A 24755-nucleotide genomic window follows, 5' to 3' on the forward strand; every position below is an offset into this window, starting at 1 on the left:
ATCGCTTCGCCACGTCGCTGAGCTGCGCGGCCCTCGTGTTATTTCTTCACGCGGACGGTCTTGGTGGAGCGCGTTTCGAGGGTCATCTCGTCGGCCTCCGCGACCTTCGCCTTCAGTCGCACAGTACCTGTCGCCGCATCGACGACGTCGACCACCTTCGAAAGCAGTTTCGCAGTGTCCTCGTTCCCGGACGCCGATGCCAGCTGCACCGCACGGCCGAGTTTCGCCGTCGCTCCGTCGAAGTCTCCCGACTTGCGCGCATCGAGCCCCTGCTGGATGACTTGTGCCAGTTCCGCCTGGCCGGTGTAGTGCGCGACCTGCGGATTGATCGAGGTGGATGCCACCATGTCGTCCGTCCACACCGCCCGTACCAGCCCCTGCGAGAGGACCTGCGGAGCCGCCGCGCCCGACGGGTCGGGGAGGATCAGCGAGACGCGGGCGGCGAGCATCTCCTGCCCGATCCCGGCCTCCGGCACCCGTACACACACGTGGTAGTCGCGGGACTCGTCACCCCAGGAACCGGTCGGGTAGTCCCCGGCGCGCGGGCTCGCCCCGGTGCGGCGGTCGGTCAGTTCGGCGACCGTCGGCGCGACCTGCTTCACGAATTTGATCTCGACCCCGACGGGCGTCCACAGGCGCAGCGCCACGTCCGCGACCTCCTTGCCCATCACGTTCTCCATCATCTGCGTGAAGTCCGCGGCGAGCCCCGCCGGGTCGGCGACGATGTCGGCCGTGCCGAGCAGTGCCGAGGCTATGGCTGTGACCTCTTTCACCTCCCAGTCGGTTCCGACACCACGGGCGTCACAGGTGAAGCGGCCCGCACACGCGTCGAGCGCGGCCCGCAGGTCCTCCGGCGACTCGTGCTCGTTGCGGCCGTCGGTGAGGAGGATGCCGTGCCGGATGTCCACGTCGGCGGCACCGAGCAGCCGGTCGGTCAGCCGCAGCCAGGTGCCGATCGCCGTACCGCCGCCCGCGCTGAGCCGGCGCAGCGCCTCCTTCGCCTGGGTGCGGGTCTGCGCGTCGGCCACGGCGAGGCGGCCGTTGCCCGGATAGACCTCCTTGGCGATGTGCGTACCGCCGACCACGGCGAACGAGGTGCCGTCGCGCAGGGTGTCGATGGCCGCGGCCGTCGCATCACGGGCGTTGCGCATCTTCGTCGGCGGATAGTCCATCGAGCCGGAGCAGTCCACCATGATCACCACGGCCGCTTTCGGCCCCTGGCCCGGCAGCCGCGCGGGCGAGAGAGTCGCCCCGGTCAGCGGAACGCCACCGGTGGTGCCGCCGCCGGTCGAGGTGACCGTGACGATCGCGTTGACCTCGCGGCCGCCCTCCGGCAGATATTCGTTCTGGTACACCTCGACGGAGAACTGCGGCACGTGGGACTTGGAGAAGTTGGCCATCTGATCGGCTCCTGGCAGAGGTGGCAGAGCTGGCAAAGGTCGCAGCGGACAAGGGCGAGGGCAGTACCGGACGTGGGGCCGTTACGCCGATCCTGCCCCTGGTGACGGCACGGCGAACGGCAGCAGAGCCACTGTTACGTTGTCGTGGCCCCCACCGTCCAGCGCGTGACCCACCAGGACCTGGGCGCCGTGCAGCGGTCGTTCGTGCGCATCGGCCGGTACCGCGGCGGCCATCTCGGCCGCCGATTCCGCGTAGTTCCACAGGCCGTCCGTGCACACCACGACCAGACCCGGCCGGTCCGGTTTGAACGACGCGGTGTGCGGCTCCAGTTCGTACGCATCGGCGCCGAGCCAGCCCGTGATGGCGTGGGCGCGCTCGTCCGCGTACGCCTCCGCCTCGTTCATCAGGCCCGCCGCCACCATCTGCGCGGCCCAGGAGTCGTCCTCGGTGAGGCGTGCGGGAGGGTGAGTGCGGTCGTCCGGCACCCAGTAGACGCGGCTGTCGCCGACCCAGCCGACGACCAGGAGTCCACCGGCGCTGATCGCGCCGACGAGGGTGCACGCCGGGGCGTTCGTGTGGTGGTGCGGATCGTGCTCCATGGCCCGGCCGTCGTCGTGGGCCAGCGCGTTGACCGACTCGGCCGCCGCGACGATCGCGTCGTGCATCGCCTGCTGCGGGTGGGCGCCGTGCGGCAGCGACTCCAGCAGCGCCTCGTTGGCCGCCGTCGCGGCGGCGGCCGAGGCCTCGTCGGGGCGGCTCGCCGAGGAGACGCCGTCGCAGACGATCGCGACGACGGCCGGGGAGCCGTCCGGCAGGGCGGTCGTCGACACGGCGAACGAGTCCTCGTTGCGGTGATGGCGCAGACCGCGATCGCTGACGGCCGCCACCGAACCGAGCTCCTGCTCCATGTGGTCGCGCTCGCGGGGCTGGGCGTGGCCGCAGTTCTCGCAGTAGCCGTCGGTGTCGACATGACCGGCGCGGCAGGCCACGCACACCTTGGTGCCCGCCGTGCGTTCCTGCTCCGGGGCGGCGCCGGTGGTACGGGGATCGGGAGCGACGGGTGCCGCAGGCGCAGCCAGTTCGAAGTCGCCCGACCCGCCCGGTCGGTCGAAACGGACTCCGGCGGGCGGATCGGCCGGGCCGGACGGCTCCGACCGGTCGGCGGCGGACGCGGCCGACCACTCCACCGAACCGGAGGCCGCCGCGGTGTGCCCGCCCGGGCCGGCCACCGGCGCACCGGTCCCTTGCGCACCGGTCACGGGCGCACCGGTCACCGGCACGGTGATCGCGACGGTCGGGCGGTCCTCCGGCGGCGCGGGTACGACCGACAGGTCGTACCCGCACGCGCCGCAGAACAGGTCGCCCGATTCCAGCGGCTCCTCGCAGTTGGGACACCTCGACAAGGCGGTCTCCTGGTGCATCCGCGACATCTTCACACCCACGTCCGGGGGCGGAAACGGTTGGCCCGTTCCACCAGTTCGATCCTCTCGTCGCCGCGCTGCGCAAGCCGGGCGAGCATCCGGTACGAACGCTCCAGGCCGAAACGCAGGCCGCGTTCGTCCAACTCACTGCCGAGCAGCATTCTCGGCCCGGCAGGCCCATGCGACTGCGACGGCGACTGCGGAGCCGGCGGCTGGGCCGTGGGACTCCCGGAGAGTACCCAGTCCAGCGCCGTCCCCAGCACCTCCGTCGACAAGTGCTCGCGGCGCACCGCGTCCAGCCCGAAACTCTGCAGCCCGGCCACCTGGTCGGCGGCCGCCGTCAGATCGGCGATCAGCGGCTCGTGCGGGGCGCGCTCGCGCAGCCGGGCCCGCACGGCGGCGACCCGGGCCGCCGTGTAGTGGATCGACGCCTCGGGCACGGACTCCAGCGTCCGCACGGCGCCTGCCCGGTCCCCGGCGGCGATCTGCACCCGGGCCAGACCGAACGCGGCGCTGACGAAGCTCGGATCGGTCGTCCACACCAGGTGGTAGTACTCGGCGGCGTTGTCCAGCTGGCCGAGGACCTCCGCACAGATGCCCAGCGCCAGCTTGGGCGCCGGTTCACCGGGGAACGCGTCGTAGACCGCGTCGAACGACAGCGCCGCGGTCGCGTTGTCCCCGGTCACCAGCGAGGTGATCCCGCGGTACCAGACGACCCGCCAGTCGTCCGCGTGCAGCGCCTCCAGACCCGTCAGGGTCTGGACGGCGGCCCCGGGTTCGTTCAGCTCCAGGCGGGCGCGCAGCTCGCGCAGCCGGGTCTCCAGCGAGGCGGCGGGAACAGCCTGCAGTGCGGCAATCAGTTCGGAGGGTGCGGACGTCATCACGCCGGCGAGGAATCCCGCATTGGGGTCGCTCGCGTCGACCCGGGGGACGGGCAGCGCGAGCGAGGTGGCCCGTGCGTCGAGCCCGGCCAGCCGGGGGCCGGCCGAGGCGTACGTCCCCGGGAGCGTGCCCGGATCGGCGGGCGCCGGCCGCGGAGCCGGAACGGCCGCCCGGGTCTGCGCGTACGGGAGAGCGGCCGGGATTCCGTTACCGCCCCGGATGTGCGTGGGAGGCGCCGACAACAGGGCAGCCCCCGGAGCCCGCTGCCCCGGCACACCCGGCACCGCGTGCCCCACCGCCTCCGGCGCAGCCGGAGTCCCGGCGGCCGGAGCCGCTGCGACAGGAACCCCGGATCCACCCGCCCCCTTCCCCTTCCGCCGCCCGGCCGGCTCCGCCCGTACCCCGAGCCGCGACACATCGCCCGTCAGCTCGGCGAACAACTGCGTGTCCGTGACCCGTAGTTCCGTACCGAACAGCGTCGACAGGGCCGGCCGCGGACGCCCCGTCTGCAACGCCACGACCTCCCGCAACACCCCCGTCAGCTGCTCCGCCATCTCCGAGGCCGAGGCGAACCGCCGCGCCGGATCCGGGTCCGTGGCCCGGACCAGGAGCCGGTAGAACGACTCGTACGTCCGGAACACCTCGATGTAGTCCGGGTCCGGCAGCGAGTCCACGAAGACGTTCGTGTACCCCTGGAAGTCGAAGGTGAGCACCGCGAGCGTCCGCGCCACCGTGTACAGATCGGAGGCGACCGACGGCCCGACCTCCGCGACCTCCGGCGCCTGATACCCCACCGTGCCGTAGATGGCCGACTCCTCGTCGTCCATCCTGCGCACCGCGCCCATGTCGATCAGCTTCAGCTGGTCCTCGGTCTGGATCGCGTTGTCGACCTTGAAGTCGCAGTACAGCAGATTGCGGCTGTGCAGATGACCGAGCGCCTCCAGCGCCTCGATGCCGTACGCGCACGCCTGCTCGACGGGCAGCGGATCCCGCTTCCCGGCCGGGGTGCGGCGCTCGTTCGCGATCTCCTTGAGAGCCTTGCCGCCGACGTACTCCATCACGATGTAGCCGTCGAGCGAACCGGTCCGCTGGTCGAGGTGCTCGACGAAGTTGTAGATCCGGACGATGTTGGAGTGCTCGATCTCGGCGAGGAAGCGGCGCTCCGAGATCGCGGCCGCCATGGCGTCCTGGTCGCCGGTGTCCAGCAGACCCTTGAGCACCACCCAGCGGTCCGAGACCGCACGGTCCACCGCGAGATAGACCCAGCCGAGCCCGCCGTGCGCCAGACAGCCCGCCACCTCGTACTGGCCGTGCACGATGTCGCCACCCTGCAGCTTCGGTACGAAGGAGTACGGGTGGCCGCACTTGGTGCAGAACCCCTCGGTTCGTCCCGGTCGTTCGCCGCGCGACCGTCCCACCGGGGCCCCGCAGTCGGAGCGCGAACAGAACCGCTTCCGCTCCGGCACCTCCGGGTTCTCCATCACCGCGGAACGCGGGTCGGGCCGCGGCACGTCCGGCACCTGCACCAGACCGGCGCCCAGCCGATTGCGCCCGGAAGCGCCGAACGACGCGCCGGAGGAACGCACCGACACCGAGCGGGCCGTGGAGGTCCCCGACAGGGACCGTGAGAGCCGCCCCGAGACCGAACGCCGCGAGGTCGACGAGCGGGACGAGGAGCGCGACGACGCCCGGGACGATGCCCGTGAACTGCTCCGCGCCGAACTGCTGTTGCCCCCCTTGCCGACCGCGATACCCGTGGGCGGCGAGCTCACCATGCCATCCCCAAGTTCTCGGCTGCGCTCGAACAGGGGAGACCCCATCGGCGAGACGACCGGGGCCAGACCGCAGGTGTCGCAGTACAGCTCACCGCCGCCCATGTCCTCGTAATTGCCTTCGCACGCGGGGCGCTGGCACTGCGTACTCATGGTCGGTCCCCCTGTTCGCCCCGCCGCCGCAGCGGCCCGTTCACCTTGCACGCACGCGTACGCGTACTCATCGCCGGTCCTCCGGTGCGGACGTCCGGCGGACGTCGAGCAGTTCCGCCACCGCCTCCTGATAGCGCAGCACCGCCTGCCCCGCGACCCGCAGATCGCACGGGGCGCTCCACAGCATCCGGCGCGCCGCGTCGTACCGCTCGATCAGCACCGGGTCCTCCGCCAGCCCGTGCCGGGCGACCTTCGCCTTGTACGCGTCCAGCCGGCCACGCAGCTCCGCCCGGACCGCCAGCGGCGCGGTGACCGCCGACAGCGACTCGCGGGCCCGCAGCAGTTCGTCCTCCGCCTCCCGCTCCAGCGACTCCAGCAGCGGGGAGAGCCGGTGCCACTGGGCGTGCCTGCGGTACTCCGACGCGGCGGCCAGCCGCTCCTGCAGCGCGGTCGGCGGACCGCTGACCGCGGGCACCTCGGACGCGGCGATCTTCGCCAGCACCTCGCCGCGCGCCGACCGGGCCTCGGCCAGCGTGCGGTCCGCGCGGGAGAGCAGGTCGCGCAGGTGGACCAGGCGCTGCTCGGCGTCCTGGCGGACCGCGAGCACCGCCTCGATCTCCCGCCGCACGTCGTCCAGCGCGCGGGCCGCCCGGTCGTAGCGCGTCGTGTCCGGACGTCCGCCGCCGGGCGCCGCGCTGCCGGGGCCCGGCAGCCAGAACGCCAGCGGGTCGGAGATCACCTGGACCCGCAGCGTGGCCAGCTCATGGGTGATCGACTCCAGGTCGTCGCCCGCCGGGTGCTCCCCAGGACGTACGCCGATGGAGTGCGCCAGCGAACGCGTCCGGCGCAGCTCGGCGGCGAGCAGATCTATCCGGGCGGGCAGCGCGGACCAGACGGAGTCGGAGGCGACGACCATGTCCAGCGAGCGCGCGTACAGCTCGTTCATCCGGGCGACCAGTTCCTCCAGCGTGAACCGCTCGGAGAGTTTGGCCGGGCCGGTGATCGACGGATCGGGCCGGGCGGCGGTGGACGCCACCGTGACGCCCTGGCCGCGCAGAAGTTCGGTCAGCGCCAGCAGGTCGTCACGGTTGGGGGAGCGACGCCTGGCCCGTATCTCACGTGCCGCGTCGATCGCCCCGGCATAGGCGTCGAAATACCCCCACAGCAGCGTGATCGACTGCTCGGTGGCGGCCCAGCGCTCCTTGGTGACACCGGTCAGATCGGCGCCCTCCAGGAGCCGGCGGCCCGCATGGTCCTGCAGGGCGAGGAGCGAGGTCTCGATCGCCTCGTGCTCCGCGCCGAGCCGGGCCAGCGCACGGTCCGCCTCGTCCCGGTCCATGACCGGGCCGGGGGGCCTCCCCGCATAGCCGGGGAAGGGGCCCGCGACGCCCATCGATCACCTCTTCGCTCTCCCCGCCGGGCGGACCCGGCGGGATCAAGGACTAATTGCTCCGGTACTTGGGCGCAGGCGGCGCCGTGATGCCGGGCAGTCCGGTCGCCAGCCACTTCCGGTACGACACCATCCAGGGGCTGTCCGCACCACCCTTGCGGTAGTCGACCAGCACCTGGTTGACCCGGGCCACCAGGTCGTTCGCGCCGTGCTTCGTGGCCACGCCGTAGTACTCGGTGGTGAACGGCTTGTCGCCCTTGAGGACGACGGCCGGATCCTGGGCGGCCTGGCCCGCCGCCAGCGCGTTGTCCGTGACCACCGCGTCGACCTCGCCCAGCTGCAGCCGGACCAGGCAGTCCAGCTGGTTGGGGACGGTGAGCCGGTCCTCGTCCGCCTCCGTGCCGTCGTGCTCGTCCTTGAAGACCGCACCGAAGGACTGTTTCTCCAGCGCCTCGTAGGCCGTGGAGCCCTCAGCGGTGCAGACCCGCTTGCCGGCCAGGGACTTGTCGTATCCCGTGATCGGCGAGTCCTTCGGCGCGAGGACCTGCTGCCCGGCCTGGAAGTAGGCGGTGGAGAAGGAAACCTGGTCGAGCCGACCGCAGTTGATCGTCATCGTTCGCACGACGACGTCGACCTTGTCGTTCTCCAGGGCGGCGATGCGCTGGTTGGTGGGGATCGCCCGGAAGATCACCTTGTCGGGGTCGCCCAGGATGTCCTGCGCGATGGCCCGCACCAGATCGATGTCGAAGCCTTCGAGCCTGCCCGTCTCCGGATTGCGGTAGCCCCAGCGGAAGCTGTTCTGGTCGACCCCGGCGATCAGCTTCCCGCGCGCCTTGATCTTCGCGATGCTCGGTCCGTCGGCGCTCGACGGCTGCAGGCTCGCCTCCGGGTCCTTGCAGTCGTCGGCCCGGGCGGGCACCGCCGTCGCCGTACCCGGCCCGGAGACACCGACGCCGAAGGAGTCGGCGCCGCCGTGCGAGAGCGGCAGCAGGGTGAGCGAGGCCGTCACCGCGCAGGCCACGGCCATCCCCGTCACCCCGCCCCAGCCGCGCAGTCCGGCCCGGGCGGAACCTGTCCTGGTCATCGTTCCCCCTCTCACCGGTACTCCGACAGCCTGCGGTTGACCCCGATGATCGCAGCGACCGCGGCCAGCGCGGCGAGAGCCGCCGCCCCGACCGGCAGCCCGCCGAGCGCCCCGCGCCCGTCCTTCGCGGCCCGGGTGAACTCGCCCTGCTCATGGGCGAGTGCCTGTTCCAGTGCGTCGTCCACCCGGTTGAAGGACTCCCCGGTGGAGTCCTTCGCCCCGATGATCTGCTTCAGCGCGCCCTCGTAGTCGCCGTTGTCGTCGGTCTTGCGGGCGGTCCGGTGGCGGGTCTGCCACTCGGAGACACCGCTGATGGCGTTCGCCACCGGCCCGCTCCCCTGGGAGTCGTCGGCGAGCTTCCCGGCCGTCCCCAGCTCATCGCCGAGGGCCTTCATGCCCGTGGTGTAGTCGGTCTCGTACTTGTCGTTCCTGCCGTCGGCGGTGAGCACCGCGCCGCGGGCGACCACGGTCAGGAGTTCATTGGCGCGTGCCTTCAGCGAGTTGATCCGCGCCTGGTTGAGCACATCGAGCGACTGCTGCCCGTGGACATCGGCGTCCTGCAGCTCGGTGCGTGCGACCGTGTGTCCCACGGCCAGCCACAGCACCAGCACGGTGGACGCGGCGGTCGCGGCGAGCAGCCCGTGATTGAAGACCCGGTTCGTCCTGCGGTAGTTGCGCCGCTGCGCCCAGAACAGCGCGCCCAGCGCGACGACACCGAGACCCAGCGAGAAGAACGGCCAGGCTCGCGCGGAGTCGTAGTCCTGGTCGAGCCGTCCGGTCTCCGCCGTGTAGAGCCGCTCGGCGGCGGGGAGGAGTTCCTTGGACATCTTCTGGTTCGCGTACCGGAGGTAGGCGCCGCCCAGCGGCAGCCCCTGCCGGTTGTTGGCGCGGGCCCGCTCGACCAGGCCGGTGTACCGCGGGAGTTCCTGGTTGAGCGTGGCGATCTCCTGGCCGGACGGCGACGTGGCGTCCGTGGTGGACGCCGCCTTCACCAGCAGCCGGGACGCGTCCTTGATGTCCTTCTCGTACCGCTCGCGGACATCGCGCGGTTCCTGCGCCCCCGCCAGGAACCCGCTGGCCGCCGCGGTGTCGGCATCGGCCAGGGAGCGGTAGATGTTCGCCGCCTCGGCGCTCAGCGGCTGACTGCGGCTCACCACGTCGTCGGTGGCGGCCGCCCGGTCGGAGACCTCGATCGCCGTCACCGCCCCGAATGCGACGACGAGCGCCGCCAGTACGGCTCCGATGATCTGGAGCCTGCCCGGTTCGGTCGTCGCCGCGGCGCGCAGCCGCGCCGCCGGCTCGGACCAGGCGCCGCCCTGCGGCGCGGGCACGGAAGCGGGCACGGGCGGCTGGGCCGGCACGTGGTCCGGCGCCGTGCGCACATTCGGCGGGTATGTCACGTGACCTCCCCCTCGGTCGCTGACGGTGGCCGTTCCCCCGGCCGATCAGAGGACTGGCACCCGGCCAGAAGTATGGCCGCAGGGACCGACATCCACACCAGGAACGCCTGGATCGTGCACCGGCCCACGGATGCACCACGCATTCGATCAAGGCAGGCGCCGCCGATCAAGACGAATCGGCGGAGCAATCCCCGAAGCGGACCGATCTCCCCACCCATGAACACGTTCGGGACAACTGATCGGTTCCCTTGCGCAAGGGGCGTCCTGCGGCTTGATCGCCGCAGGACGCCCCCTCGGTACCCGTCTGTCGAGGTGTCAGTCGTACTGCGCACGCAGCCTGCTGTGCACCTCCGGTGCAGCCCCCGTGTGGTCCAGCCCCAGTAGTCCGGCACCCAGCACCGGCGGCTCCTGCACCACCCGGACCACCGCCTTCGGGGCGCGTGCCGCGAGGAGTTCGGCGATCCGGTCGTCCAGCTGCGGGTGGCGCGCCGCCAGCACGCTGCCGCCCAGGACCACCGGTGCCGCCTCGTCCAGCAGCCCGAGGCGGGTCAGCGCGACCGACGCCATCGCGACGACCTCCTCCGCCAGCCGGTGCACGAGACCGCGTGCCACCGGGTCCCCGGCCGCACCGGTCGCGAACAGCACCGGTGTCAGCTCGTGCCGCCGCTCGAACTCGATGTGTCCCAGGTGCAGCGCCTCGATCAGCGCGTACATCGAGTCGAGCCCGAAGTGCGCGGGCAGGGTGCGCGCCAGTTCGGTCGGTTCGCCGCGCCCGTCCTCGGCCCGCGAGGCGAACCACATGGCCTCCTCGGCGAGCCCCGAACCACCGCCCCAGTCACCGGAGATCCGGCCGATGGCGGGGAAGCGCGCGGTCCGCCCGTCCGGCACCATGCCGACACAGTTGATCCCCGCTCCGCAGACGACGGCCACGCCCCGGGGCTCGTCGACCCCGGCACGCAGTATCGCGAACGTGTCGTTGCGGACCTCCACCGTGCGGCCCCAGTCACGGGCCCGCAGCGCCGCGGCGAGCGCCTGCTCCTCGACCGGGAGATCGGCATTGGCCAGACACGCCGACACATGCGCGACGGAGTCCACCGGCTCGCTGAACGCCCGCGCTTTCGCCAGCGCCTCGCCGATCGCCGAGGCCAGGACGTCCACGGCCGCGTCGATGCCGACGGTCGGCGGCTGGAAGCCGCCTCCGCGCACGGAGCTCAGCAGCGTTCCGTCCGGTCCGATCAGGGCCACATCGGTCTTGCTGTTCCCCGCGTCGATGGCGAGGACCGCAGCGTTCACGCCCACGCGAGGTGCTCCTGGTTATGCGCGATCAGCTTGTCGGTGAGCGCCTCGGCGTACTCGAACTGGCCGACCAGCGGGTGGGAGAGCAACGCCTTGAACACCCGGTCCCGGCCGCCGCGCAGGGCGGCTTCCAGCGCGAGGTCCTCGTACGCCGTCACGTTGGCGATCAGCCCCGCGTACAGCGGGTCCAGTTCCGGAACGGCGAGCGGCGTGGCCCCCGTGCCGTCGACCCGGGCCTGCACCTCGATCACCGCGTCGTCCGGCAGGAACGGCAGCGTCCCCTTGTTGTACGTATTGACGACCTGCACCGCCGAGCCGCCCGAGCCCAGCAGCGAGGACGCCAGGTCCACGGCCGCCTCCGAGTAGAACGCGCCGCCGCGCTTGGCGAGCAGCGCGGGCTTCTCGTCCAGCGCCGGGTCGCCGTACATGGCGAGGAGTTCCTTCTCCATCGCGGCGACCTCCGCCGCCCGGGACGGCTTGGTGCCGAGCTCCCGTACGACCTCGTCGTGGGCGTAGAAGTACCGCAGATAGTACGAGGGGACGACGCCGAGCCGGTCGACGATCGCCCGGGGCATGCGCAGATCGCCGGCGATCGCGTCGCCGTGCTCGGCGAGCAGCTTCGGCAGGACGTTCTCGCCGTCAGGGCCGCCGAGCCGCACCCCGAGCTCCCACGTCAGGTGGTTGAGCCCGACATGGTCGAGGTGCACCTCACCGGGGGTGACGTCGAGCAGCCTGGCGAATTTCCGCTGGAAGCCGATCGCCACGTTGCACAGACCGACGGCCTTGTGGCCGGCCTGGAGCAGCGCCCGGGTCACGATCCCGACCGGATTGGTGAAGTCGATGATCCACGCGTCGGGGTTGGTGCGACGGACCCGCTCGGCGATGTCGAGGACGACCGGGACGGTGCGCAGCGCCTTGGCGAGACCGCCGGCCCCGGTGGTCTCCTGGCCGATGCAGCCGCACTCCAGCGGCCATGTCTCGTCCTGGTTGCGGGCGGCCTGGCCGCCCACGCGCAGCTGCAGCAGGACCGCGTCGGCGTCGGCGACGCCCGCGTCGATGTCCGAGGTGGTGATGATCCGCCCCGGGTGGCCCTGCTTGGCGAAGATCCGCCGGGCGAGACCGCCGACGAGGTCGAGACGGTCGGCCGCCGGGTCGACGAGCACGAGCTCCTCGATGGGCAGCGTGTCCCGCAGCCGGGCGAAGCCGTCGATCAGTTCAGGGGTGTAGGTGGACCCGCCACCAACTACTGCGAGCTTCATAGGTCAGCCCTTTACTCCGGTCAGTGTGACGCCCTCGACAAATGCCTTTTGAGCGAAGAAGAACACGAGGATCACGGGGGCCATGACCAGTACGGTCGCGGCCATGGTCAGGTTCCAGTCGGTGTGGTGTGCGCCCTTGAAGGATTCCAGGCCGTAACTGAGCGTCCAGGCGGCCGGGTTCTCGGAGGCGTAGATCTGCGGACCGAAGTAGTCGTTCCAGGCGTAGAAGAACTGGAACAGTGCGACGGCGGCGATGCCCGGCCTGGCCATCGGCAGCACCACTTTGAGCAGGGTGCGCAGTTCGCCGCAGCCGTCGACCTTCGCCGCGTCGAGGTACTCGTTCGGGATGGTCAGCAGGAACTGCCGCAGCAGGAAGATGGAGAACGCGTCACCGAAGGCCATCGGAATGATCAGCGGCCAGAGCGTGCCGGACATGTCCAGCTGCTTCGCCCAGAACAGATACATCGGGATGACGACGACCTGCGGCGGCAGCATCATCATCGAGATGACGAGCATCAGAGACAGATGCCGGCCGCGGAAGCGGAACTTGGCGAGCGCGTACGCCACGGGCAGCGACGACACGACCGTGAGGACGGTGCCGAGCCCCGCGTACAGCAGGGTGTTCTTCCACCAGGTCAGGAAGCCCGGGGTGTCGAACACCTTGCGGTAGTTGCTCCACTCGAAGGGGTGCGGCCACAGATCCCGGGTCAGCGCCTGCTGGTCGCTCATCAGAGAGGTGAGGAACAGGAAGACGAACGGCAGCACGAAGAAGAGCGCGGCCGCGACGCCGAGCGCGTGCACGGCGATCCAGTTCAGCAGCGCCTTGCGGCGTGCGACGCGCTCGGCCGGGGTGACCGGTCCGGCCGACGGGTCGGTGGCCTTGAGGGTGTCGAGAGCCTGCGCCACGTCACTCACCTGCCTGGATCAGCCCGCTGCGGCGCCGCATCAGCAGTGCGGTGAACGCCATGGCGAGTACGAAGAGAACGAGCGCGACCACACAGGCGGAGCCGTAGTCGAAACGCTGGAAGCCGAGGTTGTAGACGAGCTGCGGAAGCGTCAGTGTCGACTTGTCGGGATAGCCCGGTTCGAACTGCTGCCCGGAGCCGCCCATCACCCCCGAGGCGACCTTTCCGGCCACGAGCGGCTGGGTGTAGTACTGCATCGTCTGGATGATCCCGGTGACCACGGCGAACATCACGATCGGTGAGATGTTCGGCAGCGTGACGAAGCGGAACCGCTGGTACGCGGTCGCCCCGTCCAGCTCCGCCGCCTCGTACTGCTCCTTGGGCACGTCGAGCAGCGCGGCCATGAAGATCACCATCAGGTCGCCCACCCCCCAGACCGCGAGCGCGGTCAGGGCCGGCTTGGACCAGGTGGCGTCGGTGAACCAGCCCGGTGTGGGCAGCCCCAGCTCGCCGAGGAGTGAATTGACCGGCCCCGTACCCGGGTTGAGCAGGAAGACGAAGCCCAGGGTCGCCGCGACCGGCGGCGCCAGGTACGGCAGGTAGAACAGGGTCCGAAAGACGCCCGTACCCGTTTTGATCCTGGTGATCAGCAGACCGATGCCGAGACCGAAGACGACCCGGCAGCTGACCATGACCACGACCAGCCACAGCGTGTTCCGCAGGGCGGGCCAGAACAACGTGTACTCGTCGAAGACGTACGACCAGTTCTTCAGCCCGTCGAACTTCGGGGGTGCGAAGCCGTCGTACTGGGTGAAGGAGAAATAGAGCGTGGAGATCAGCGGGTAGGCGAAGAAGACGCAGAACCCGATCAGCCACGGCGACATGAAGGCCGCCGTCCGCAGTGCTGCTTTTCTGCGCTTCGCGACAAGGGTCGCGCGGCGGCGCTTCGAGCGCAGCGTGTACGTGCCCGTACGTGTGCTCATCGCGGTTCTACTTCGCCTGTGCGATCGCCGCGTCGATTTCCTCGGCGGTCTTCTCCAGACCCGCCTTGATGTCCTTCTGCTTGCCCTTCTCGATGTCGAATCCGAGGTTCTGCAGGGACACCAGGTACGCGCCGCCGTTCACCGAGGGCGGAGTGGTGGTGCTTTGCGGGTTCGCGGCGATGTCCAGGAAGGTCTTGAACCGCGGGTCGTACTTCAGCTTCGGCGACTTCAGCGCCGCCAGCGTGGACGGAACGTTGTGAATGGCGTTGGCGAAGTCGACCACCGCGTCGGTGTCGGTCGTCATGAACTTCACCAGCTCCCACGCCGCGTTCTGCTTGGTGGAGGTCGCCGCGATGCCGGCGATGGTGCCGGTCAGGTAGCCCTTGCCGTACGTGTCGGCCTCGTCGTCGGCGACGGGCATCGGGGCCACGCCGATCTCGAACTTCGGCTTGGTGTCCTCGGCCATGCCGAGTCGCCACTCGCCGTCCAGCTGCATGGCCACCTGGCCGGTGTGGAACGGGTGCTTGGCGCCCCACTCGTCACCGAACGTGGTGCGGAACTTCTCCAGCTTCGCGTAGCCGCCCAGGTCGTCGACCAGCTTCTTCTGCGTGGTCAGCATCGACGCGAACGCCGGGTCCTTGGCGATGTTCGACCTGCCGTCGCCGTCGAAGTACGTCGGGCTCCAGCCGCCGAGGTAGTGCTCGGTCGTCGACTCGTAACCGTGGTAGTTCGGCATGAAGCCGAGCTGCTCGTACGAGTCGCCCTTGGTCTTCGTCAGCTTCTTTGCGTCCGCGGCAAGTTCCGACCAGGTCTTCGGCGGGGAAGCGATACCCGCGGCCTTGAAGGCGTCCTTGTTGTAGTACAGCCCGTACGCGTCCCCGAGCAGCGGCACCGTGCAGCGGACCCCGTTGAACTGGGTGTACTCGTTCATCGCCTTCGGGAACGTCTTGTCCGCGTCGATCCCGTCCTTCTTCAGGAAGGAATTCAGGTCGACGAACGCCTTGGACGAGCAGAACTTGCCCACATTGTTCGTGGTGAACGAGGAGACCACGTCCGGGGCCTTGGACCCGCCCGCCCGCAGCGCCTGGTTGATCTTGTCGTCGGTCATGTTGCCGACGACCTTCACATGGATGTTGGGGTGCGCCTTCTCGAAGGCGTCGACAGTGGCCTGAATCCCCTTGACCTCGTTCGGGGCACTCCAGCCGTGCCAGAAGTTGATGGTCGTCTCCTTGGACGCGTCATCGTGGGCACCGGAGCTGCTCTGACCGGTACAGGCGGAGGCGAGAAGGGATATCGCGGCGGTCGCGGCGAGCGCGGCGGCCGTCTTCCGGCGGTTTCCGGACATGGCGGTGTCTCCCGGTGAGGGGTTGGGGCAGGGAAGGGACGGACGTGCGAAGGGCGGGCGGGTCAGCGCGACGTGTCGAAGACTTCGTCGCGGGTGGTGACGAGGGCGCTCTCCAGCGCCCCGCGCAGTACGGGCCTGCGCGTGACGTCACCGATGATCAGCCGGGGCCGGGAGGCCGCCAGTTCGGCGAGCTCGCCCTGCACCCGGGCGCGCAGCGGTTCCCCGCCGGAGGCGATCAACTCGCCGGAGAGCACCACGAGTTCGGGGTCGAGTACGGCGACCATGGAGGCCAGACCGGTCGCGAGGCCGGTGGCGAACAGGTCGAGGAGCCGGGCGTACGGACCGTCCTCGCCCTGCTCCGCGGCCGCGGAGGCCCGGGTGATCAGGCCGGCCGCGACCTCGTGATGGGTACCGGTGGCGCGGGTCAGCTCGTCGTCGATGCCGAGCTCCCCGGCCAGCCGGGACAGCACCTGGGCGCCCGCCAGTTCCTGGAAGCCGCCCGAGTTCGCCTTGGTGACCTGACGGACCAGCGGGACACCGGGCACCGGCAGGAAACCGACCTCACCGGCGCCGCCGGTGAAGCCGCGGTGCAGCCGTCCACCGATGACCAGGGCGGCGCCGAGCCCCTCCTCGTTCCACAGCAGGACGAAGTCGTCGTGACCGCGCGCCGCGCCGAGCCGCTGCTCGGCCACCGCGACGAGGTTCACGTCGTTCTCGTACTCGACCGGCATCGGCAGGAAGGCGGCCAGCTCGTCGAGCAGGGTGGGGGAGTGCCAGCCGGGCAGGTGGGAGGCGTACCGCAGCCGCCCGGTACCGGGGTCGAAGGCGCCCGGTGTGCCGATGACGACACGGTGCACGTCGGAGCGGGTCAGCCCGGCATCCTTGACCGCGCCGTCCAGCGCGTCCGCCACCTGGCGCACCACACCGTCGGCGCGCCGCCCCGGGGTGCGCAGCTCGAACTCGCCGACCGTCTCGCCGGTCACATCGGCGACGGCGGCGACGATCCGGTGGGCGTTCACATCGAGACCGGCGACATGGGCGGCACGGGCGTTCACCGCGTACAGCTGGGCATTGGGGCCGGGCCGTCCCGCGGCGGTACCGGTGGCGACGACCAGACCGGCCGCCTCCAGACGGGCCAGCAGTTGCGAGGCGGTGGGCTTGGAGAGGCCCGTCAGCTTCCCGATCCTGGTCCGGGAGAGGGGGCCGTGTTCCAACAGCAGATCGAGGGCGGCCCGGTCGTTCATGGCCCGCAGGACGCGGGGGGTTCCCGGTGTCGTTCCGGCCATGCGTGCTGCACCTGCCCTCTGTTAGGAAAGTTTCCTATTTGATGAGAGGACGGTATGGCGCACGTCACCGACCCGTCAATGGGCAGAGCGCCGGCGGCAACCAAAGCGTTATCCGCGGAGCCGGACAAGGCGCTTTCAGGCCGCAGCGGGCCCGCATCGGCAGGGTGGGCGGGAGCGGTTCGACCCGTGGCGCGCCGAGTCCGATCGTGCCGTTTGCGGGGTGGGTGGGCGCGAGCGCTGCCCGGGCCCGGCCACCCGGCACCCCTCGGGCGGGCAGGGAAACAACTGCCTCCCAGCCCTGACCGCCTGTGCTGCCGCCCGGGGCCCGTCCCGGTGTCAACCGCCGCACCCCTGCCGCTCAACCCCCTTTTCACGCCGAAGGGCGCCCCGCCGGCCCTCAGGGGCCGGGCGGGGCGCCCGTGGTTCCGCGGTGTTACTTGGCCAGATTCGGCGGCGTGATGGGCGTCGCGGCCAGTGACTGCGGGGATGTCGTCGACGCGTACGCGGACGGGGCAGCCATCCCGGCGGTCGGGTCCGCCGCCGACGGCTCGTCCGGCTGGGCCGGCACGCCACCGACCATCCGGATGCCCGCCTCGTCGAAGGCCAGCTTGATCCGCCAGCGCAGCTCGCGCTCCACGCCCAGCGACTTGCCCGGCATCGTCTTCGCCGTCACCCGGACCGTCATCGAGTCCAGGAGCACGGAGTCAAGCCCGAGGATCTCCACCGGACCCCACAGGCGCTCGTTCCACGGGTCCTCCTTGGCCATCAGCCCCGCGGCCTCGGTGATCACCGTGCGTACCCGGTCGAGGTCCTCCGTGGGGCGTACCTGCACATCCACCCCGGCGGTCGACCAGCCCTGGCTGAGGTTGCCGATCCGCTTCACCTCGCCGTTGCGGACATACCAGATCTCACCGTTGTCACCGCGCAGCTTGGTGACCCGCAGACCGACCTCGATGACCTCACCGGAGGCGACGCCCGCGTCGATGGTGTCCCCGACGCCGTACTGGTCCTCAAGGATCATGAAGACACCGGAGAGGAAGTCGGTGACGAGGTTGCGCGCACCGAAACCGAGTGCCACACCGGCGACACCGGCGGAGGCGAGCAGTGGCGCCAGATCGATCTGGAAGGCGCCCAGGATCATCAGGGCGGCCGTACCGAGGATCAGGAACGAAGCGACCGAACGGAGTACGGACCCGATGGCCTCGGAGCGCTGACGGCGGCGTTCCGCATTGACCAGCAGGCCGCCGAGGGCGGTGCCCTCGACGGCTTGGGCGCTGCGGTTCATCCGCTCGATGAGTTTGGTGAGAGCACGGCGGATCGCGATGCGCAACATGACCGCGATGACCGCGATGAGGAGGATGCGCAGACCGGTGTTCAGCCAGGTGGACCAGTTCTCCTCCACCCAGCCCGCGGCGTTGCCGGCCTGCTTGGCGGCTTCGTCCAGCGAGCCGCCGGGCTCGGGTGACGGGGCTGCGGCCAACAGGGCGGACAGGGACACGGCGGAACCTCCAGATGGACGTGGGCTGACCAACCACACTAACGGGGCATCGGGAGTGCTCCGTTGCCGTGACGGAGGGGAGAGACACGTCTCACCCGGGGATATGGAAGGCGCAACCGGCTCCGGGGAGCGGGGTGCGAGGCCGGGTGTGGCCGATCGCACATCGATCCCGGGACCGCTCCGGCAACGGCCTCTTGAGCACCTGTTCCGGCGCTTTTGGGCCGTGCGGGCGGCAGGCACCCGGGAAAATCCTTCCGGCCCGTTACCCGCACGTGGTGGCGGATTGACCAGGCATGAGGAGAGACTGAGATCGGATCGTCCCGGCGCGAGCCACGCGCCGCCGGCGTACAAGGAGGCATCCACCGTGCCGCATGTCCTGGTTCTCAACGCGTCGTACGAGCCGCTCGGCGTCGTACCGCTCCGCCGCGCGCTCGTCCTCGTCCTGGAGAACAAGGCCATCTGCCTTGAGGAGTCAGGCGCCCTCATGCACAGCGCCACCCGCGCCATCCCAGCCCCGAGCGTCGTCCGCCTGAAGCGGTTCGTACGGGTTCCCTACCGGGGGCCCGTTCCACTGACCCGCCGGGCGCTCTTCGCCAGGGACGGCGGGCGCTGCATGTACTGCGGCGCCGCCGCGACCAGTGTCGACCATGTCATCCCCCGCAGCCGAGGCGGACAGCACGCCTGGGACAACGTGGTGGCGGCCTGCCGCCGCTGCAACCACGTCAAGGCCGACCGGCATCTGCCGGAGCTCGGCTGGCGGCTGCACCAGCAGCCCGCCCCGCCGACGGGACTCGCCTGGCGGATCATCGGGACGGGGCACCGGGACCCGCGCTGGCTGCCGTACTTGCAACCTTTCGGCGCGGACGACGCGATGGCCCGGATCGATGGCATCTCAGCCTGAGGACCCGGGCCTTTGTCGTCCCCGGGGCGCCCATGGTGCGAGCTCGTCTAAGGGCTGTCCTCGACGGCGTACGCCTCCACCGACCAGAGCGAGTAGCCGAACTCGGTACCGCGGGCGTCGCCCTGGACCCTGAGGAAGCGGGTGTCCTTCGCGTCCATGCGGACGGACTCGCGCCCGCCCTTGCCGTCCCGGACGGTCGCCGCCGTGCGCCAGGTGCGGCCGTCCGCGGAGACCTGTATGCGGTAGCGGGAGGCGTACGCGTCCTGCCACCGCAGCACCACGTGCCCGATCCTGGCGGGCTCCGCCAGTTCCGCCTGCCACCAGGCGCCGTCCTCGGCCGGGGACGACCAGCGGGTGGCCGGATCGCCGTCCGACGCGGCGGCCGCAGGGAAGTCCGGAGTCTCGTCGCCGGACGACGAGGCGGTGGCCGTACGTGCCAGATCGGGACCGGCGGTCCGCGGGTAGGCCCGCACGGTGAGGGTGCTCTCCTCGCCGCCGAAGCTGATCGGCACCGCGTACTCACCGGCAGGGGTGTCCGCCGGGACGGTGATCTCCACGGGGACGTCGGTACGTGACCCGCGCGGCACCGTCGTCTGCTTCGGGATGCTCACCTTGATGCCCCGGGGCGCCCTCGCGCTGAGCGCGCCGCGCACCTCGGCGGGGCGGCGGGCGGCGAGTCGCGCCGCGACCCGCTGCGGCCGGCCACCGATCTCGGCGTCCGTCTCGCCGCGTACGAGATCGAGCCTGGCCACGGGCTCGTCACCGAACCACGGCACGAGGGCGCGTACCTGCGGGGCTTCGGGGACGGTACCGGAGACCGCCGGTGGCAGCGTGCCCGCGCTCACGCCGGGGGCGGTCACGGCGGCACCCGTGGCCCAGCTGATTCGGATCGCGTCGGCCCGCAGGCCCTTGGCCGCCGTCTGGGTCCAGCCGGTCGTCGACAGCCGGCCGAGGCGGCGCCAGCCCTCGCCCGGCACGTGGGCCTCGAGCCGCGCGTCCGCCGCGGCTCCGCTGCCGGGTACGGTCATCGCGGTCACGGCCTCCACCGGGCGGGCCCGGTTCAGCCGGACCGTGTGGCTGCCCGGGGCCGTGGTCACCGTGCCGGCGGAACGGTCCGCGCCGGTCCAGGCGTCGGCCTCCTTGCGCACCCGGTCCAGGAAGGGGCCGAGCACCCCCTTGCCGACCGTCGCCCCGCTCGCCCTGGCCGCTGTGCGCAGCGGCTCCAGGGCCAGCGACGCCTTCCACGCGGCCGCGCCGTCGCCGCGCGCCTGGGCCTGCAGCAGATCGACGGCGAGCTCACCCGCCCGCCCATACCGGGCCAACTGCTCCGTCCAGGGCCGCACTTCGTCGTCGAGTCGCCCGTCCGCCGGGCCCTTCAGCCGCTGCGGGGCCTCCCGCATCACGGTGAAAGCGGCCCGCAGTTCGCGTGCCGCATCGTCCCGCGCCGTGGCGTCCGTCGTCGCACGGGAGTTCCAGAACGCGGCGAACAACGGCTGCAGATAAGCCGACTCGTCGCCGCCCAGTACGGACGTCGCGCTGTTCCCGGCCAGCGCCCGCAGCGCGTCCCGGGTGCGGGCGTCGCCGCCCGCCATATCGTCCATGGCCGCCTGCCAGGACTCCTGCGCCTGGTAGCCCTTCGGGTTCCAGGCGAAGTCGGCGGCGGTGAACAGCGGGATGCGGGACGCGGACGGCTGCTCCATCGCGTTGGCGAGCAGCGCCGCCGAGCCGATCGCGACCGCCGGGTCCCGGCCGGTGTACGGGCCGAGGAAAATACGGTCCTGTGCGTAGTCGTTGACCGGGTAGTTGTCCATCGTGACGAGCGGATGCCGGAACGTGGCGCGCGCACCGGCCAGTTCCCCGCCGGTGATGGTCCTCGGCACGACCCCGACGCCGGTCCAGGCGATCTGCACCCGGTCGTCCAGCTCCTTTGCGAGAGCCGCGCGGTAGTCGGTGACGCCGTCCTGGTAGAACTCCGTCGGCATCACCGACAGCGGCTCCGCATCCGGGTACCGGTCCGCGAGATGCTGCGCCACCTTGCTCGCGACCCGCGCCTGGGCCCTGGCCGCCGCCTCGGGCCCGCTGCCGAAGGTGTCCGGGTCGTCGTCGCAGTGCCATTCGCTGTAACTGACGTCCTGGAACTGCAGCTGGAAGACGCGTACGCCGAGCGCCCACATGGCGTCGATCTTCCGCGTCAGCGCCTTCACGTCGCTGTCCGAGGACATGCACATGGCCTGGCCGGGGGAGACCGCCCAGCCGAGCGTCACATGCTGGGCGCGGGCCCGTTCGGCCAGTGCCCGGAAGTCGGCGCGCCGCTCGGCGGGGTACGGATCGCGCCAGCGGGCCTGCCGGTACGGGTCGTCGCCCGCCGCGTAGAGGTACCGGTTCTGCTTCGTCCGTCCCATGAAGTCGATCTGCGCGAGCCGCTCCGCGCGCGTCCACGGCCGGCCGTAGAACCCCTCGGTCATGCCGCGCACGGCGGTGCCCGGCCAGTCCCGCACGATGACCCCGGCGACGCTTCCGTCCCGGATCAGCTGACGCAGCGTCTGCACGGCGTGGAAGAGGCCGTCGTCGCCGAGTCCGTCCAGGGCGACGGTGGGGCGGCCCGCGACCGTACCGACCGCGATCCGGTAGCCGCCGGACGGCAGATCGGCGCGCTCCGGGGCGCGCAGGGCCCGCAGAGCGTCCTGGGCGTCGTCGCCGAGCCGGATGACCGGCCCGTGGCCCGGCAGCGTCTCGTGCACGGTCCGTACGCCCGCGTCGCGCAGCACCTGGCGGGCCGCGTCGAGGGCGTACGGATCGGTGTGCGCACCGGCGAGGAGGGTCACCTCGGTGGAGAGCGGTACGGCGGCTCCGGACGTCTTGATGGTCTGCGGGCGCGGCCACACGGTGGGCAGCGCGCCGTCGTCCGTACGGTCGGGTGTCGAAACGGCCGGAGAGCCGGGGTCCGAGGGCGCGGCGAAGGCGGCCGGTGAGCCGGTGGAGAGCAGTCCGCCGAGCACGGCGGCCGCGACGGCCGCCGCCTGCTTTCTGCGCCTGAGCTGCATGCCGTAACCCTCGCTTCCATCGATGGGCTCCGAGCCCACCACCCGGGCGCGAGGGTGTCAATGCGTGTGACCGTTGTGCCGTATATGCCCGATGTGACGGGTGGGATGAGGTGTGATCGGTGATCGGCGGACCACAGCAGAGATGACGCCGAATGGCCGAAAACGGCGGACGGTTTACGGGTAACCGGCCCCTGAGGAACGGAATGTGACCCAGGGCACGTTGGAGTCGTTGTGGTAGTGCCTATGTCTGCGGTCGCGCCCGCTGGGTAGGTCTGCTGTGTCCACTTGTCCACGGCCAGGAGGCCGCCATGCCCGCTGCCGCGCAGCTTCTGCTCTCCGCCCTGTCCAAACAGGTACCGGGTCCCGGCCCGCTCACCGGCGAACCCGCGTACGCCGACGCCATACCCCTCACCAGCGAGCCGCCGCTCGCCGCAGCCGTTCCTCTCACGAGCGAGCCGCCGCTCGCCGCAGCCACCCCTTTGACGAGCGAGCCGCCGCTCGCCGTCGCCGCCCCACTGACCAGCGAGCCGACCGCCCCCGGCACCGCGGGGGGCACGGAGTCCCCAGGAGTCTGAATGGGCCTGTCCCGGCTCGCCGCACTGCACGGTGTCGCCACCTCCTACTCGCCGTCCGCCGATGTCACGGTGACCGTCCCCGACGACACGGTGATCACCGTGCTCGCCGCCCTGGGCGTGGACGCCGCCACACCCGAAGCGGTACGGGAATCACTCGCCGCCGCCGAGTCGGCGGCCGCCTCCCGGCTGCTCCCGCCGACGCTCGTGGTGTGGACCGGGGAGCCCCTGCCGCCCGCCCTGACCGCACTGCGCCCCGGCACCACACTGGACGTCGAGCCCGAGGGAGCGGCCGGATCGCCCCGGCCGCCACGGATGAGGGTGCCGGGCGGACAGCCGGATCCGGCCGTTTCCGCGGTAAGCACCGCCACCCCGGCCTGGTGGGCCGAACCCCCGCTCGGCGTCCACCGGTTGACCGTGCGCACCCAGCACGGCCGGTTCGCCACCACCACTCTGATCGTCGCCCCCGCCCGGGTGCCCCAGCCGCCCCGGCGCACCCATGGCTTCCTCGTTCAGCTCTACTCCCTGCTCTCCGGCCGCTCCTGGGGCATGGGCGACCTCGGCGACCTCGCCGATCTCGCCGCCTGGTCGGGCCGGACCCTCGGCGCCGGGTTCGTCCAGGTCAACCCGTTGCACGCCGCTGTACCGGGCAGACCCACCGACCCGTCCCCGTACCGCCCCTCCTCGCGCCGCTTCCCCGACCCCGTCCATCTGCACATCGAGTCGATCCCGGAGTACGGGCACGTGCGGGACCGGGCCGCCCTCGACGACCTGCGGCAAAGTGCCGAAGCCCTCAGCGAAGCGGTCCTGAACAAGGGCGCCCTGATCGACCGGGACGCCGTCTGGGAACTCAAGCGCCAGGCTCTCGCACTCGTAGCGGAGGTCCCGCTGACCCCCGGCCGCCGCGCCGCCTACTGCGACTTCCTCGCCGAGCAGGGGCAGGCCCTGGAGGACCACGCCCTGTGGTGCGCCCTCGCCGAGGTGCACGGCTCCGACTGGCACGCCTGGCCGCCCGCGCTGCGCGACCCCCGCTCCCCGCAGACCGCCCGCGCCCGCGGTGAGCTCCTCGACCGGGTCGACTTCCACTGCCGGCTCGCCTGGCTGACCGACACCCAGCTCGGCGCCGCCCAGAGCGCCGCGCGGGACGCCGGGATGGCGGTCGGCATCGTCCACGACCTCGCCGTCGGCGTGCACCCCGGCGGCGCCGACGCCTGGGCGCAGCAGGACGCCTTCGCGCACGGCATGTCGGTCGGCGCACCCCCGGACGCGTTCAACGCGCGCGGCCAGGACTGGGGGCTGCCCCCGTGGCGACCCGACGTCCTCGCCGCGTCCGGCTACGCCCCGTACCGCGGACTGCTCCGCGGTCTCCTCGCCCACGCGGGCGCGCTCCGCATCGACCATGTCATGGGCCTGTTCCGGCTCTGGTGGGTTCCCGAGGGAAAGCCGCCGACCGAGGGCGCCTACGTCAGCCATGACGCCGAGGCGATGCTCGCTGTCCTCGCCCTGGAGGCGCACCTGGCCGGTGCGGTCGTCATAGGGGAGGATCTCGGCACGGTCGAACCCGGCGTACGCGAAGCGCTCGCCCGGCGCGGAGTGCTCGGCACGTCCGTGCTCTGGTTCGAGCGCGACTGGGCGGGCACCGGCCGCCCGCTGCCCCCGCAGGACTGGCGTGAGGGATGCCTGGCCACCGCCACCACCCACGACCTGCCGTCCACCGCCGCCCGGCTGACCGGCGACCATGTGACGCTCCGCCACCGCCTCGGCCTACTCACCCGCACCCTGGAGCAGGAACGGACCGAGGACGCCACCGACACCGCGGAGTGGCTCGCCCTGCTCGCCCGACTCGGACTGTTTCCGGAGGGCGAGGGCGACGAGGAGGGCGCGGTCCGGGCCGTCCACCGCTTCCTGCTGCGCACTCCCGCCCGCATGGCCGGGATCTGGCTCCCGGACACGGTCGGGGACCGCCGCCCGCAGAACCTGCCGGGTACCTGGGACCAGTACCCCAACTGGCGGCTGCCCATCGCCGACGCGGAGGGCCGCCCGGTCACCCTGGAGGAGCTCACCGCGTCCTCTCGTCTGCACCGCCTGATGGAGGTCCTCGCCCCCGAGAACGGTCGCCCATGTCCCCGTACGGCACCCCCGGGCGCGCGCCGCTCCTAGGCG

General features: G+C 71.4%; 17 protein-coding genes. 3 read left to right on the forward strand and 14 right to left on the reverse strand.

Features of this window, described 5'->3' with window-relative positions; translation table 11 throughout:
* Positions 1–38: 38 nt before the first annotated feature.
* The 13 genes from OG972_RS26780 to OG972_RS26840 all read right to left on the reverse strand — a co-directional run bounded on the left by OG972_RS26780 (position 39) and on the right by OG972_RS26840 (position 18075).
* Positions 39–1400 carry a VWA domain-containing protein gene (locus OG972_RS26780; protein WP_266985583.1) on the reverse strand — a complete coding sequence of 454 codons (1362 nt, stop codon included), beginning with the start codon at positions 1398–1400 and terminating at the stop codon, positions 39–41.
* Between the two features lie 81 nt (positions 1401–1481).
* Positions 1482–2831 carry a PP2C family serine/threonine-protein phosphatase gene (locus OG972_RS26785; protein ID WP_266985585.1) on the reverse strand — a complete coding sequence of 450 codons (1350 nt, stop codon included), beginning with the start codon at positions 2829–2831 and terminating at the stop codon, positions 1482–1484.
* A gap of 2 nt (positions 2832–2833) precedes the next feature.
* Positions 2834–5629, reverse strand: coding sequence for a tetratricopeptide repeat protein (locus OG972_RS26790; RefSeq protein ID WP_266985586.1), 2796 nt, complete (start codon positions 5627–5629; stop codon positions 2834–2836).
* A gap of 67 nt (positions 5630–5696) precedes the next feature.
* A complete protein-coding gene (locus OG972_RS26795) occupies positions 5697–7022 on the reverse strand; it encodes a hypothetical protein (RefSeq protein ID WP_266985588.1) in 1326 nt (441 codons plus the stop codon).
* A gap of 49 nt (positions 7023–7071) precedes the next feature.
* Complete coding sequence (locus OG972_RS26800; protein ID WP_266985590.1) at positions 7072–8103, reverse strand: glutamate ABC transporter substrate-binding protein; 1032 nt, start codon at positions 8101–8103, stop codon at positions 7072–7074.
* Positions 8104–8114: 11 nt separating this feature from the next.
* Complete coding sequence (locus tag OG972_RS26805) at positions 8115–9446, reverse strand: hypothetical protein (RefSeq protein WP_266990729.1); 1332 nt, start codon at positions 9444–9446, stop codon at positions 8115–8117.
* Positions 9447–9818: 372 nt separating this feature from the next.
* Positions 9819–10802 carry an N-acetylglucosamine kinase gene (locus OG972_RS26810; RefSeq protein WP_266985592.1) on the reverse strand — a complete coding sequence of 328 codons (984 nt, stop codon included), beginning with the start codon at positions 10800–10802 and terminating at the stop codon, positions 9819–9821.
* Complete coding sequence (locus OG972_RS26815) at positions 10793–12058, reverse strand: 6-phospho-beta-glucosidase (protein ID WP_266985594.1); 1266 nt, start codon at positions 12056–12058, stop codon at positions 10793–10795. The genes OG972_RS26810 and OG972_RS26815 overlap by 10 nt, the downstream gene beginning before the upstream one ends.
* Before the next feature lie 3 nt (positions 12059–12061).
* The gene (locus OG972_RS26820; RefSeq protein WP_266985596.1) at positions 12062–12964 is read right to left on the reverse strand and encodes a carbohydrate ABC transporter permease; all 903 of its coding nucleotides are present in this window, start codon (positions 12962–12964) and stop codon (positions 12062–12064) included.
* Between the two features lies 1 nt (position 12965).
* Entirely contained in the window at positions 12966–13946 is a 981-nt protein-coding gene (locus tag OG972_RS26825) for a carbohydrate ABC transporter permease (protein ID WP_266985598.1), read from the reverse strand.
* 7 nt (positions 13947–13953) lie between these two features.
* On the reverse strand, positions 13954–15291 hold the full coding sequence (locus OG972_RS26830) for an ABC transporter substrate-binding protein (protein ID WP_266985600.1): 1338 nt from the start codon (positions 15289–15291) through the stop codon (positions 13954–13956).
* Between the two features lie 62 nt (positions 15292–15353).
* Positions 15354–16577 (reverse strand): ROK family transcriptional regulator, encoded by a 1224-nt coding sequence (locus OG972_RS26835; RefSeq protein WP_266985602.1) that lies wholly within the window; start codon positions 16575–16577, stop codon positions 15354–15356.
* A 433-nt stretch (positions 16578–17010) separates the two neighbouring features.
* Entirely contained in the window at positions 17011–18075 is a 1065-nt protein-coding gene (locus tag OG972_RS26840) for a mechanosensitive ion channel family protein (RefSeq protein WP_266985604.1), read from the reverse strand.
* Positions 18076–18439: 364 nt separating this feature from the next.
* Between OG972_RS26840 and OG972_RS26845 the strand changes: the two genes are divergently transcribed.
* Positions 18440–18976, forward strand: a complete 537-nt coding sequence (locus OG972_RS26845) for an HNH endonuclease (RefSeq protein WP_037698282.1) — start codon at positions 18440–18442, stop codon at positions 18974–18976.
* Positions 18977–19023: 47 nt separating this feature from the next.
* On the opposite strand, the gene OG972_RS26850 is transcribed toward OG972_RS26845, so the two are convergent.
* The gene (locus OG972_RS26850) at positions 19024–22020 is read right to left on the reverse strand and encodes a beta-N-acetylglucosaminidase domain-containing protein (RefSeq protein WP_266985609.1); all 2997 of its coding nucleotides are present in this window, start codon (positions 22018–22020) and stop codon (positions 19024–19026) included.
* Between the two features lie 308 nt (positions 22021–22328).
* On the opposite strand from OG972_RS26850, the gene OG972_RS26855 reads away from it, so the two are divergent.
* Positions 22329–22595, forward strand: coding sequence for a hypothetical protein (locus OG972_RS26855; RefSeq protein ID WP_266985611.1), 267 nt, complete (start codon positions 22329–22331; stop codon positions 22593–22595).
* On the forward strand, positions 22596–24752 hold the full coding sequence (gene malQ / locus OG972_RS26860) for a 4-alpha-glucanotransferase (protein ID WP_266985613.1): 2157 nt from the start codon (positions 22596–22598) through the stop codon (positions 24750–24752). It abuts the gene before it with no gap.
* The last annotated feature ends 3 nt before the right edge of the window (positions 24753–24755 follow it).

The sequence above is a fragment of the Streptomyces sp. NBC_01669 genome, assembly GCF_026339735.1.
In the GTDB taxonomy this organism is placed as follows: domain Bacteria; phylum Actinomycetota; class Actinomycetes; order Streptomycetales; family Streptomycetaceae; genus Streptomyces; species Streptomyces yanii.